This is a genomic window from Thiocapsa rosea, assembly GCF_003634315.1.
In the GTDB taxonomy this organism is placed as follows: domain Bacteria; phylum Pseudomonadota; class Gammaproteobacteria; order Chromatiales; family Chromatiaceae; genus Thiocapsa; species Thiocapsa rosea.
The window spans coordinates 1,612,521-1,624,850 of record NZ_RBXL01000001.1; the positions used below are offsets into that span (position 1 = coordinate 1,612,521).

The 12,330-nt window shown below is 63.8% G+C and carries 11 protein-coding genes; 10 read left to right on the forward strand and 1 reads right to left on the reverse strand.

The window, feature by feature from the left end; all coding sequences use genetic code 11:
* Positions 1-68 precede the first annotated feature (68 nt).
* The 7 genes from BDD21_RS07385 (at position 69) to BDD21_RS07415 (ending at position 5,636) form a co-directional block, all read left to right on the forward strand.
* Complete coding sequence (locus BDD21_RS07385) at positions 69-326, forward strand: ribbon-helix-helix domain-containing protein (RefSeq protein WP_120796606.1); 258 nt, start codon at positions 69-71, stop codon at positions 324-326.
* Between the two features lie 9 nt (positions 327-335).
* Positions 336-752: a putative toxin-antitoxin system toxin component, PIN family gene (locus BDD21_RS07390; protein ID WP_120796607.1), complete on the forward strand. Its 417-nt coding sequence runs from the start codon at positions 336-338 to the stop codon at positions 750-752.
* 26 nt (positions 753-778) lie between these two features.
* A complete protein-coding gene (locus tag BDD21_RS29165) occupies positions 779-964 on the forward strand; it encodes a DUF1156 domain-containing protein (RefSeq protein ID WP_211334995.1) in 186 nt (61 codons plus the stop codon).
* Positions 913-1,551 carry a hypothetical protein gene (locus tag BDD21_RS07400; protein ID WP_211334997.1) on the forward strand — a complete coding sequence of 213 codons (639 nt, stop codon included), beginning with the start codon at positions 913-915 and terminating at the stop codon, positions 1,549-1,551. The genes BDD21_RS29165 and BDD21_RS07400 overlap by 52 nt, the downstream gene beginning before the upstream one ends.
* A gap of 12 nt (positions 1,552-1,563) precedes the next feature.
* On the forward strand, positions 1,564-1,818 hold the full coding sequence (locus tag BDD21_RS07405) for a UPF0175 family protein (protein ID WP_120796608.1): 255 nt from the start codon (positions 1,564-1,566) through the stop codon (positions 1,816-1,818).
* Between the two features lie 94 nt (positions 1,819-1,912).
* The gene (locus BDD21_RS07410; RefSeq protein ID WP_120796609.1) at positions 1,913-2,212 is read left to right on the forward strand and encodes a nucleotidyltransferase family protein; all 300 of its coding nucleotides are present in this window, start codon (positions 1,913-1,915) and stop codon (positions 2,210-2,212) included.
* Positions 2,213-2,291: 79 nt separating this feature from the next.
* Positions 2,292-5,636 carry a Swt1 family HEPN domain-containing protein gene (locus tag BDD21_RS07415; protein WP_120796610.1) on the forward strand — a complete coding sequence of 1,115 codons (3,345 nt, stop codon included), beginning with the start codon at positions 2,292-2,294 and terminating at the stop codon, positions 5,634-5,636.
* A gap of 184 nt (positions 5,637-5,820) precedes the next feature.
* Here the strand turns inward: BDD21_RS07415 and BDD21_RS07420 are convergent, their stop codons facing one another.
* The gene (locus BDD21_RS07420) at positions 5,821-6,402 is read right to left on the reverse strand and encodes a superoxide dismutase (RefSeq protein ID WP_120796611.1); all 582 of its coding nucleotides are present in this window, start codon (positions 6,400-6,402) and stop codon (positions 5,821-5,823) included.
* 177 nt (positions 6,403-6,579) lie between these two features.
* Here BDD21_RS07420 and BDD21_RS07425 point away from each other — a divergent pair, with 177 nt between their 5' ends.
* The 3 genes from BDD21_RS07425 to ltrA (BDD21_RS07435) all read left to right on the forward strand — a co-directional run bounded on the left by BDD21_RS07425 (position 6,580) and on the right by ltrA (BDD21_RS07435) (position 12,008).
* Positions 6,580-8,130, forward strand: a complete 1,551-nt coding sequence (locus BDD21_RS07425) for a hydantoinase B/oxoprolinase family protein (protein ID WP_120796612.1) — start codon at positions 6,580-6,582, stop codon at positions 8,128-8,130.
* A gap of 783 nt (positions 8,131-8,913) precedes the next feature.
* The gene (ltrA, locus tag BDD21_RS07430; protein ID WP_120796613.1) at positions 8,914-10,134 is read left to right on the forward strand and encodes a group II intron reverse transcriptase/maturase; all 1,221 of its coding nucleotides are present in this window, start codon (positions 8,914-8,916) and stop codon (positions 10,132-10,134) included.
* Between the two features lie 563 nt (positions 10,135-10,697).
* Positions 10,698-12,008: a group II intron reverse transcriptase/maturase gene (gene ltrA, locus BDD21_RS07435; protein WP_170164696.1), complete on the forward strand. Its 1,311-nt coding sequence runs from the start codon at positions 10,698-10,700 to the stop codon at positions 12,006-12,008.
* Positions 12,009-12,330 lie beyond the last annotated feature (322 nt).

A 12,330-nucleotide genomic window follows, 5' to 3' on the forward strand; every position in this document is an offset into this window, starting at 1 on the left:
GACCTGGTGCCCGGCCCGAGTTCCGCGCTATAAATGGCGGATAGACGTTTATCCGCTTAGGAGTCAGCATGACAGAAGCAGTCCGCTGGACGATCAAGGTCTCTCAAGAAACCGATCTCGCTTTGCGCGGTTTCCTTGGCGCGCAAGGCATGAAAAAAGGCGATCTCTCAAAGTTCGTCGAGGATGCGGTGCGCTGGCGGATGCTGGACCGCACGGTTCAAGTCGTGAAGGATCGCAATCAAGATCTCTCGCCCGATGTCCTGGAGGCGATGATCGACGAGGCCACGCGCGAAGTACGCGCCCAAATGCGTGACCAGAGTCGGTAGCGCCGATCCATGCGCCTCGTTCTCGATACCAATATCTTGTTGTCGGCCTTGATGGTTCGCGGAACGCCGCCGGATCGGCTCTACGAAGCCTGGCGACACGGGCGGTTTCACCTGGCCTCTGCCGAGCAGCAACTGGAAGAACTAAAAAGGGTATCGCGACGACCGTTTTTTAAGGCGCGCCTGACGGCGAGCGAGATCGGCAGGATGATCAACGACATTCGTTGCCTTGCGACCATGTTTGACCCCTTGCCCAGCGTCACGGTATCCCCGGACCCGAACGATGATTTTCTGTTGGCCATAGCCCAAGCTGCCGCCGCAGACTATCTGGTCACCGGCGACAAAAGTGATCTGCTTGCCCTCGGCTCTCACGCAAGCACGCGAATCGTCTCTGCCAAGACCATGGTGCAACTCCTTGAGCGCTCTTGAAGTGCAGTTGGAAAGGACATTTTTTCGTGACGCTTCCCAAGAAAAAACTCATCGAAGTCGCCCTGCCGCTTGAGGCGATCAACAAGGCCAGTGCGCGGGAGAAGTCGATCCGGCACGGGCATCCGTCGACGCTGCAGCGGTCTATACCCGTTATGCGCAGGTGCTCGATGCCGAGGGCAAGCCGCTGCCGGTGCGCGCCGCGCTGGCCCTGATCAATCAAACTCTCGACGAGGCGCTGGCCGAGCAGGAGGGCGAATTCGACGCGGATACCCGCTGGGCGCTGACCTGGTTCGAGCAGATGGCCTTCAACGAGGGCGAGTACGGCGTCGCCGAGCAGCTCTCCAAGTCCAAGAACACCAGTGTCGCGGGGCTGGAGCAGGCCGGCATTTTAGTCTCCAAGGCCGGCAAGGTGCGTCTGCTGAAACCCGCCGAGCTGTCCGCGGACTGGGATCCGGAGGACGAGCAACGAGGAAAGAGGGGCGAGAAGCGAGCACACCCACTCACTCCTCACTCCTCTTTTCTCACTCCTCACTGGATGATGGTGCACCAACTGATCCGCGCGCTCGAATCCGGCGGCGAGACCGCGGCGGCGGCCCTGCTCGCCAAGCTCGGCAGCGAATCGGAGACGGCGCGCGAGCTGTGCTATCGCCTCTACACCCTCTGCGAGCGCAAGAAACGCGAGAACGAGGCCATGGCGTACAACGGCTTAGTGCAGAGTTGGCCGGAGATCGCCAGACTGGCGCGGGAGACCGGTAGCACGGCACCTCAGGGTACCGGGGATCTGTTCGCACAACCTTAAGCGGAGCGAATCATGCGAGTCGCCGTTGATCTTCCGAATGATTTTGTCGAGATGCTGACTGAGCAGGCGATCGCCAAAGAGATGCGACTGGCCTATGCGCTGTCCTTGTTCAAGGATGCGCGGATCACGATTGCCAAGGCGGCAGAGCTGGCCGGGATCACGATTTACGAGTTCATGGCTGCGTGTAAGGCGAATCGGATCCCGGTCATCGAGGTTTCACGTGAAGAGCTTGTTCAGGAGTTGCAGTCCATTGGGCGCCACCCATGATCCTGGTCGCGGACTGCTCTGCCTTGATCGCCCCGGCGACCACGGCGCAGGAACTCGCGGGTAGCCATTTGAGGTCGCTACAGGAGGGCCCCTCATGCATCACATCTTGACTCTCGATGAGCCGGTCCTCGCCCGGTTTTGCGAGAAACACCGGATTCGCCGTCTGTCTTTGTTCGGCTCGCAACTTAAGGGAACGGCGGGGCCAGACAGCGATATCGATTTGCTGGTGGAGTTCGATCCCGATCACACACCGACGCTGTTCGGGATTGCCGGCATGGAGATCGAGCTGACGGACATGCTGGGCCGCAAGGTGGATCTGCGAACCGCCGGCGATCTGTCGCGCTATTTCCGCGACGAAGTGGTGCGCACGGCCGAGGTGCAGTATGCGGCCTGAAGATCGGAAAACGGCTTCGACGGCCATCCCGTCCCTGATGAGACAACTGGAAGCGATCCTTTCGCACGGAGGCTGAGTAGTGGCCATCACCAACTACGAACGCGTCGGCAAATCACTCACCCTGCTCAAGGCCGGTCTCGGGCCGTTTGTCGAGCGTGAGCTGAAGGCCAAATACGGCGAGGGCTGGGCCTTCGAGGCCAAGGATATTCTGGCCGACACCCGTCTGAGCGACGGCAAGAGCGATCCCACCGGGGACGTTGCCGCCATGCTGGTGATCATGGATCGAAAATGGGGCGAGGTCTTTCGCCATATCCTCGGCAAGGCCGAGCGTAGTCTGGTCAATGAGATCATCAGTGTGCGCAACCGTTGGGCGCACCAAGAACTCTTCTCCGGCGACGACGCCTACCGTGCGCTGGACTCCGTCGAGCGTCTCTTGTCCGCCGTCTCCGCCCCCGAGGCCGAGGACGTCGACAAGATGAAGATGGAGCTGCTGCGGGTGCGCTTCGACGAACAGGCGCGCGGGGAGAAGCGCAAGTCGGCCGGGATCGCCATCGAGAGCGGCGCGAGCGGCAACCTCAAGCCCTGGCGAGAGGTGGTGATGCCGCACGAGGACGTCGCGAGCGGGCGCTATCAACAGGCCGAGTTCGCTGCCGATCTCTGGCAGGTGCATCTCGGCGAAGGCACGCCCGAGTACCGCGACCCGGAGGAGTTCTTCCGTCGGACCTACCTCACCGAGAGCCTGCGCGCGATGCTGATCGGGGCGCTGCGCCGGTTGATCGTCGGCGACGGCGACCCCGTGATTCAGTTGCAGACCAACTTCGGCGGCGGCAAGACCCACGCGATGCTGGCGCTGTATCACCTGGTGTCGGGCATCCTCGGAGCAGGTCTCGCCGGAGTCGATGCCCTCATGGCCGCCGCCGGGATCGACCGTCTGCCGACGGCGCGGCGCGTCGTGCTGGTGGGCAACAAGATCTCGCCCGGCAACCCCTCGGTCAAACCCGACGGCACGGTGGTGCGCACCCTCTGGGGCGAGCTGGCCTGGCAACTGGGTGGCCCGGAGGCTTACGCCCGCGTCGCGGCCGACGACGCGAACGCGACCAGCCCCGGCGACATGCTGCGCGAGCTGTTCAACGACTACGGACCTTGTCTGATCCTGATCGACGAGTGGGTCGCCTACGCCCGCCAGCTCCATGATCAGAGCGATCTGCCGGCCGGCGGCTTCGAGACCCAGTTCAGCTTCGCCCAAGTGCTGACCGAATCGGCCAAGCTGGCGCGCAATTGTCTGCTGGTCATCAGCCTGCCCGCGTCCGATACCTCGGGCACGGCCCATTCTCACTCGGACGATGTGGAGGTCGGCGGCACCCGCGGGCGCGAGGCACTCGACCGGCTGCGCAATGTCGTGGGACGGCTCGAATCCTCCTGGCGCCCGGCCACCGCGGAGGAGGGTTTCGAGATCGTGCGGCGACGCCTGTTCCAGCCGATCACCGATCCCGCGCATTTCAAAGACCGCGACGTGACCGCGCGCGCCTTCGCCGAGCTGTACCGCACCCAACAGGCCGAGTTTCCGCCGGAGTGTCGCGAGACCGATTACGAGCAGCGGCTCAAGGCCGCCTATCCGATCCATCCCGAGGTCTTCGACCGGCTCTATACCGACTGGTCGACCCTGGTGAAATTCCAGCGCACCCGCGGCGTGCTGCGTCTGATGGCCGCCGTCATCCACAGCCTCTGGGAGAAGGGCGACCGTAACCCGCTCATTCTACCCGCCAACGTCGCCATCGACGACGCGCGCGTGCAGTCGGAGCTGACCCGCTATCTCTCCGACAACTGGGTGCCGGTGATCGAGAAGGACGTCGACGGCCCCAGCTCCCTGCCGCTGAAGCTCGACAGCGAGCTGCCGAATCTGGGTAAGTTCTCGGCCTGCCGGCGCGTGGCGCGCGCGGTCTATATGGGCTCTGCCCCGACCACGGCGGCCGCCCACAAGGGCATCGAGGACCGGCGCGTGAAGCTTGGCTGCGTCATGCCTGGCGAGTCCCCGGCGGTGTTCGGCGACGCCCTGCGCCGCATGGCCGCCGCCGCGACCTATCTGTATCAGGACGGGCCGCACTACTGGTATTCGACCCAGCCGACCGTGACCAAGCTCGCCGAGGACCGTGCCGAGCAGTTCAAGCGCGAGCCGGACAAGGTTGCCCATGAGCTGGAGCAACGTCTGCGCAAGGATCTGACCGACAAGGGTGCCTTCACCCGCATCCATCCGATGCCGCAGACCAGCGCCGATGTCCCGGACGATCTGGACGCACGCCTGGTGGTGCTGGGCATCGGTCAGCCCTACGCCAAGACGCCCGACAGCGCCGCCGAGGTCGCCGCCAAGGCGATCCTGGAGACTCGCGGCACCAGTCCGCGCCTCTATCGCAATACCCTGGTCTTCCTGGCCGCGGACAAGACCCGCCTGCAGGATCTCGACGAGGCGGCGCGCAAATACCTGGCCTGGCAGTCGATCCTCGCCGACCGCACACACCTGGATCTGACGCCCTATCAGGTCACCCAAGCCGAGACCCAGCGTGGTGTGGCCGAGAGCACCATGCTCGCCCGCATTCCGGAGACCTACCAATGGCTGCTGGTGCCGGTCCAAGCGACCCCGCAGTCGCCCGTCACCTGGGAAGCGAGCCGCTTGAGCGTCCCGGACGCCTTGGCCGTGCGTGTCAGCAAGAAGCTGCGCTCCGACGAGCTGTACCTGACCAGTTTCGGCGCCACCCGCCTGAAGATGGATCTGGACAGGATTCCACTCTGGCGCGGCGATCATGTCGAGGTCAAGCAGCTGGTCGAGGATTTCGCACGCTATCTCTACCTGCCGCGTCTCAAAGACCCGAGCGTTCTGCTCCACGCGATGACCGACGGGGTCAATCTGCTGACCTGGGTGCAGGATGGCTTTGCCTTCGCCGACGGATACGATGCCGAAGCGGGGCGTTACCAAGGGCTACGCGCGGGCCAAATGCTGACCTTGGTCGACAGCCAAGCGCCGGGGCTGTTGGTCAAACCCGACGTGGCCGCACGTCAGATGGACGCCGAGCGCCCGGTCGCTCCGGAGCCGCGGAGCGTTGATCCGAACCCGAACGGCGTGGACGAACCGACGGTGGTCACGCCCGAGATCACCACACCGGGCGGAAACACCCTGCCCCCGGCGGCGGCGAAGCCGAAGCGCTTCCACGGCACTGTCCTTCTCGACGCGACCCGCGTCGGGCGCGACGCCGGCCGCATCGCCGAAGAGGTCATCGCCCACCTGGATGGTCTCGTTCATGCCAAAGTGACGGTCACCATCGAGATCGAGGCGGAGATGCCCGACGGCGCACCGGATCAGGTGGTGCGCACGGTGACCGAGAACTGCCGGACGCTGAAGTTTACGAGTCAGGGGTTCGAGCAGGAGTGATTCATCCGCTTGCGAAGACGGCGGAAAAGCCGCGATCCAGCACACCTGTTCAAAATCCGTTCAAAACGCACGATGGCCCAGCATTGCGCTGGGCCAATTCGTATCTTTACGTCTTCATGGGGTCGCCGAAGTTCGGGACTTAATTATTCAGTTCGGGACTTAATTATGAAGAAATAATAGCGGATCAACCGCCGTAGTTGGCCGCCACAAACTCCCAATTGATCTTGTCCCAGATCGCTTCGAGGTATTTCGGACGGGCGTTGCGATAGTCGACGTAGTAGGCATGCTCCCAAACGTCGACGGTCATCAGCGCGGTCTTGCCCTCGGTCATGGGGGTCCCGGCGTTGGAGGTGTTGTGGATCTCGACGGAGCCGTCGGCGTTCTTCACCAGCCAGGTCCAGCCGGAGCCGAAGTTGGTTGCGGCGGCTTGGGAGAACTGCTTTTTGAATTCGTCGAACGAGCCGAACTTGGCGTCGATGGCATCGGAAAGTGCGCCGGTCGGGCCGCCGCCGCCGTCCGGGCTGAGACAGTTCCAGTAGAAGGTGTGGTTCCAGACCTGGGCGGCGTTGTTGAACAATCCGCCCGAGGATTTCATGATGATCTCTTCGAGACTCATGGTCTCGTACTCGGTGCCGGGGATCAGGTTGTTGAGGTTGTTGACGTAGGTCTGATGATGCTTGCCGTAGTGGTAGTCGATGGTCTCGGCGGAGATCACGGGCTCGAGTGCATTCTTTTCGTAGGGTAACGCCGGGAGTTCATGGGCCATGGTCAAGCCTCCTCGAAGGTTGAATTCTGCAGTGGTCGACGGTCACCCGCAATGTTGGCCCGCGATCGGGTATCTCAACCCGTTGATGCGGTGCCCGAGCGAGAGATGCGAAACTTTCGCAGGACGACGGGGTCGCCGGCGCGTCGCTGCGTGTGAAAGCCCGGAGGTCCCGACAGCATGAATGCCATCGACTTGGGGCTTTTCGCTAGCCGGCTCGAGTCGGTCTGCGAGGAGATGGGCGTGGTTCTGCGACAAGCGGCCTTCTCGACGAACATCCGCGATCGGCTCGATTTCTCGTGCGCGGTGTTTGACCCCGACGGGAACCTCAGCGCCCAGGCCGCCCACATTCCGGTCCACCTCGGGAGCATGGCCTACGCGATGGCGGACATCGTCGGCGCGCTGGACTGGGCCGAGGGCGACATGGTGGTCCTCAACGATCCTTTCCTCGGCGGGACGCATCTGCCGGACGTGACGCTGGTGGCCCCGCTCTTTGCGGAGGGTCGACTGGTCGCCTTCGTCGCCAATCGCGCACATCATGCCGACATCGGGGCGAGCGTACCGGGGTCGATGCCGGTCTCGCGCACGCTCGACGAGGAGGGGCTCATCATCCCGCCCGTGCGGTTGGTCAGAGAAGGCGAGATCGACCAGCCGCTGCTGGCGCGGATCCTCGGTGCGACCCGCAACCCGGACGATGCGCGCGGCGACTTCTTCGCCCAGATCGGCGCCAATCGCGCCGGGTTGACCCGACTGCAGGGTCTGATCGACGGCCTAGGCGTCTCGGCCTATGTGTCGGCGATTTGCGCACTCGACGACTATGCCGAGCGCCTCGCCCGTGCAGCCCTCGGGACGATCCCGCCGGGACGTTACGCCTTTGAGGACCTGATGGACGACGACGGCCAGGGGACCGAGGCGATCCCGATCCGGGTGAGCCTCGATGTGACGCCCGAGGGGATCCAAGTCGATTTCGCCGGTACCGCGCTACAGGTCGCCGGCAACATCAATTGCCCGCTCTCGGTCGCTGCGGCCGCCGTCTTCTATGTCTTTCGCTGTCTGATGCCGCCACAGACGCCGGCGTGCGCCGGAACCTTCCGCTCGATCGGCTTGAGCGCGCCGCTCGGTTGCTTGCTCAACGCGCAGCGCCCGGCAGCGGTGGCCGCGGGCAATGTCGAGACCAGCAGCCGTGTCGTGGATGTCGTCCTTGGGGCACTCGCCCGAGCGATTCCGCATCGGATCCCGGCGGCCAGTCAGGGCAGCATGAACAACCTGGCCGTCGGCAGCAGCGAGCCCGGCGCGGCCTGGGATTACTACGAGACCATCGGCGGCGGCATGGGCGCGGGGGCCACCGGCGGCGGTTGGTCGGGTGTTCAGACCCACATGACCAACACGCTGAACACGCCGATCGAGGTCCTGGAGACGCGCTTTCCTCTGCGGGTGTCGCGGTATGCCTTGCGATCCGGATCGGGCGGGCAAGGGGCGCGCGCCGGCGGCGAGGGCCTGATCCGCGAGCTGACCTTTCTTGCGCCGGCCGAGGTGACGCTTCTCACCGAGCGGCGCCGGGTCGCGCCTTGGGGCATTGCCGGCGGCGGCCCTGCCCTGCCGGGGCGTAATCGGCTCAACGGCGAAGAGCTGCCGCCGAAGGTGAGTCTTCGCGTCGACGGCGGGGATCGCCTGACCATCGAGACACCGGGCGGCGGGGGGTGGGGTACGGAGCCGACGCGGGACGGATAGTGTCTGCGGTGCGGCCTGCCTCGCGAGTCTAGTATGAGTGCGATGGTCTCGCTCATGAGGGCGGCCTCGCAAACCTACGGAAGCTCGTGAGGCATTGTTTGTCACTCCGGCCGCCGCGGCACTTGGCGCAGAGCGCCTAGGGCATGCGTGACACCGCCGAGCGGTGTCACGGTACGCCTGCAGAGGCGTTTCAACAGTACGGTGAAAGTCCGTACCGGGGCAAGCCATAACCCCGTAGCCGAAGGTTACTGCGTCGCCGCGAGGCGGGGTGGGGAGCAACCGGAGGCGAACGACCAGTCCGTAGGATGACGAACCCGTTTCGGTGTTCGGTGGTGGCGAGCCTGCCGTGACATGGCGAAGCCTGAAACGCACCGCTCACGCTGACATGGCGCCCAAAGCGATGAGTGGACCACCGGGTATGTTTGGGGATGGAATGGTCGGAAGGTGAAACGAGAGAAGCAGGGAGACCTGCCCGCGGAGGTGACCGGGGGCAGGAGTCAGAGTCCTCGTAGTACCGCACGTACGCTCGGACAACCAGGGCCATCGGCTGGAAACGGCCGATCCTCGAGAGACCGGGGCGCAGACCCGGCCTACCGTTGAGACCGGGTACGGAAAAGCGCGGAAAGCAAAGCCGCGTCGAGGGAAGGGGGATAGGAAGAGCGATTTGGAATGACCAGAGCGATGCAGCAAAACAGAGCAGTTTCGGCAGTGTCGGCAACGACTAAACGTGAGACAGACACCCGCTCTTGGCAGTGGGTGGAAGCATCGGTGTGGACGGACCGAATGTTGGCAGCCCTGGAGAACGGGGTGAAGGGAGGGCGATGGTACAGTCTGATGGATAAGGTTCATGCCCCGACAACGCTGCGCCTGGCCTGGGAACGGGTGCGGGCGAATCACGGCGCGGCGGGTGTGGATCGGATGCGGATTGAGCACTTCGAGGCGCAGGCGGATCGCTACCTGGCGGAACTGCATGATGACCTCGCCGCGGGACGCTACCGGCCCGATGCGGTGCGACGGGTCTACATCCCCAAGGGTGACGGAAAACGCCGCCCGCTGGGAATCCCCGTGATCAAAGATCGCATCGTGCAAGCGGCGCTGAAGCTGGTCATGGAACCGATCTTTGAAAAGGATTTCCTGCCCGTGAATTATGGCTTCAGACCGCAACGAGGATGCAAGGACGCGCTGCGGCAGGTCGATGAGCTCCTGCGCGAAGGCTACACCACAGTGGTGGATGCCGACCTGGCGAGCTACTACGACAGCATCCCGCATCAGCCACTGCTGGAACGGGTGGCCGAACGGATCAGCGATGGTCGCGTACTGAACCTGATCGGGCGCTTCTTGGAGCAAGCGGTCATGGACGGCCTGGAGTGTTGGACCCCCACGGCGGGCACCCCCCAAGGTGCGGTGCTCAGTCCGCTGCTGGCCAACCTCTACCTGCACCCCCTGGATCGGATGATCACCGAGCGGGGTTGGAAGATGGTTCGATACGCCGACGACTTCGTCATCCTCTGTCGGGACCGGGACGAGGCGCAAGCCGCATTGGAAGCGGTCCGGGCGTGGACCCAAGCCAACGGGCTGACGCTCCACCCCGAGAAGACCCACATCGGCGATTGCCGTGAACCGGGGCAGGGGTTTGAATTCCTGGGCTACCGGTTCGAGGCGGGGCGCCGTTGGGTGCGCAAGAAGAGTCGCAAGGCACTGCGCGAGGTCGTGCGGGCCAAAACCCGTCGCTCGCGCAGCGGGAGCATGGCGCAGATCGTGGAGGAATTGAACCTCACGCTGCGAGGCTGGTTTGAATATTTCAAGCACGCCTACCGCACCGAGTTTCCCGACGTGGACAAGTTTGTCCGCCGCCGCTTACGCGCCCTGTTATTGCGCCGCCACCACAAGCAGGGATGGGGCCTAAGCCCCCTAACGCATCGACGTTGGCCAAATGCCTACTTCGCGAAGCTTGGGCTTTTCACCCTGACCGAAGCCCATGCCCTAGCGTGCCGATCCCGATGAGGAAACGCTCGACCGGAGAGCCGTATGCGGGAGAACCGCACGTACGGTTGTGTGTCCAGCGAAGGCTGGCGTGTTCAGCAGGAGACAGTCCTGCCGGGGTAACAGTCAGGAGCCCCGTAGCTTGGATCGCAGGGTGGCGGGAGACCAAGACTCTGAAGCCGATCGACAGCACCTTCCTTGGGGAGGTGGCGAGTCACCAGGCCGTAACAACAGTGAACGCAATGATGGCCTCGACAATGCGTAGCTCCGAAGGCCGAGCCTGCAACCGTGGGGCGAAGGCAGCATGGCGGGTCGAAATCTGACCGAGACGATCCGACCACTTCGGCGGGGTGAGTAGCGACGGCATGGTGGCAAGGGCACGCTAAGCAACTGGAGAAGCCCGTCTCGCCCCGGGGCGAAATCCCCGGAGCAAGGTAGGTCTTATAACCGGCGACACCGGGAAGTGGACCGAAGGCGAGCGGGTGGCGGATGGGCGCGTAGTAGCGCTGAAGCGGGGTAATGTCCGTGGAGCGAAGGCGCCCTACTGTTGGCAATCCTTGAACAAGATGGGAGGCAGGGGCGAGATGACAACGACGCCCATCGATCTGCAAGACCTGAGGAAGAGGATCTACATCAAGGCGAAGGCTGAACCGGCCTGGCGCTTCTGGGGACTCTACGTCCACGTGTGCAAAGAGGAGACCCTGCACGCGGCCTATGCGATGGCGAAAGCGAACAACGGTGCCCCCGGCAGTGACGGGGTGACGTTCGCGGCCATCGAGGCGGCTGGCGTGGAGGCGTTTCTGAAAGGCATCCGGGATGAGCTGGTCATCGGAACCTACCGACCGCAACCGAATCGCCGCCGGGAGATTCCCAAGGGAGACGGGCGCATGCGCGTCCTGGGGATTCCCTGCATTCGCGATCGCGTGGTCCAGGGGGCGCTCAAGCTGATTCTGGAGCCGATCTTCGAGGCTGACTTCCAGGATGGAAGCTATGGATACCGACCCAAGCGCACGGCGCATCAAGCCGTGCAGCGCGTGGCCGAGGCCATTGTGAGCAACAAGACCTATGTGATTGATGTGGACCTGGCGTCTTACTTCGACACGGTTCGTCACGATCTCCTCTTGGGGAAGGTGGCGGAGCGGGTCCGCGATGATCAGGTCTTGGGCTTGCTCAAGCGTATCCTCAAGGCCAGTGGCAAGCGGGGCGTTCCGCAAGGCGGTGTGATCTCACCCCTGCTCAGTAACCTCTACCTCAACGAGGTCGACCGGATGCTGGAGCGGGCCAAGGAGGTCACCCGCAACGGACGCTATACCTATATCGAGTATGCCCGTTATGCCGATGACCTGGTGATCTTGGTCGATGGGTATCGCCGGTGGAACTGGCTCAAGGACGCGGCCTGGCGACGCTTGGTCGAGGAGTTGGCCAAGCTCGATGTGCAACTCAATCAAGACAAGACACGACGGCTGGACCTGAGCCGGGGAGGGGCATTCAGCTTCCTGGGCTTTGACTTCCGCCGGGCCAAGACTCGGCGCGGGGTCTGGGGCGCGCGTTACACGCCACGGATGAAGGCGCGTACCGCGATCCTACAACGCCTCAAGGACGTGTTCCGCCGCTACCGCTCGCAGCCGATCGATCGGGTGATCGCCTTGATCAATCCGATCCTCAGGGGGTGGGTAGGCTACTTTCGGGTGGGGCACTCCAGTCGCTGTTTCGGGTATGTCCAAGATTGGGTGGAGAAGAAGATTCGGCGCCATCTGATGCGCGCGCGGCAGCGTCAGGGCTTTGGCTGGAAGAGGTGGAGTAGGACGTGGCTATACGAGGTGCTCGGGCTCTACGACGGGTACCGAATCGGGCTGCGTAAGCCGAAAGCGCTCCCAGTGCAAGCGGTCTCATAACCCTGGATGTGAAGTCGGCAGGAAAGCCCGGTGCCGGAAAACGGCACGCCGGGTTTGACGTGGCGGGGGCTGGAAACGTGATCATGGGAGCCGGACTGAGGGCCAGCGCGAAAGCGCTGGAGGATCCACCGGACCCTAACCTCGGCGCGCCAGTTCTCGACCCTACCGGAGGGAGGGGAGGCGTGAGCCTTCCCTACCCTATAGACCTTCTAAGATTCGGTGGCACCGGTAAGGTTGGTTGGCGCCGGTCTAATGAGCGATGCCGCTCGCGACACCCGCGCTGCGGTGTCACTCTAGCCACTCACCACTCACCACTCACCAC

Excerpts from the sequence above, each read along its gene's own strand:
- BDD21_RS07385 (WP_120796606.1), top strand. The coding sequence starts at position 69 with ATGACAGAAGCAGTCCGCTGGACGATCAAGGTCTCTCAAGAAACCGAT.
- BDD21_RS07390 (WP_120796607.1), top strand. The coding sequence starts at position 336 with ATGCGCCTCGTTCTCGATACCAATATCTTGTTGTCGGCCTTGATGGTT.
- BDD21_RS07405 (WP_120796608.1), top strand. The coding sequence starts at position 1,564 with ATGCGAGTCGCCGTTGATCTTCCGAATGATTTTGTCGAGATGCTGACT.
- BDD21_RS07410 (WP_120796609.1), top strand. The coding sequence starts at position 1,913 with ATGCATCACATCTTGACTCTCGATGAGCCGGTCCTCGCCCGGTTTTGC.
- BDD21_RS07420 (WP_120796611.1), bottom strand. The coding sequence starts at position 6,402 with ATGGCCCATGAACTCCCGGCGTTACCCTACGAAAAGAATGCACTCGAG.
- BDD21_RS07425 (WP_120796612.1), top strand. The coding sequence starts at position 6,580 with ATGAATGCCATCGACTTGGGGCTTTTCGCTAGCCGGCTCGAGTCGGTC.
- ltrA (WP_120796613.1), top strand. The coding sequence starts at position 8,914 with ATGTTGGCAGCCCTGGAGAACGGGGTGAAGGGAGGGCGATGGTACAGT.
- ltrA (WP_170164696.1), top strand. The coding sequence starts at position 10,698 with ATGACAACGACGCCCATCGATCTGCAAGACCTGAGGAAGAGGATCTAC.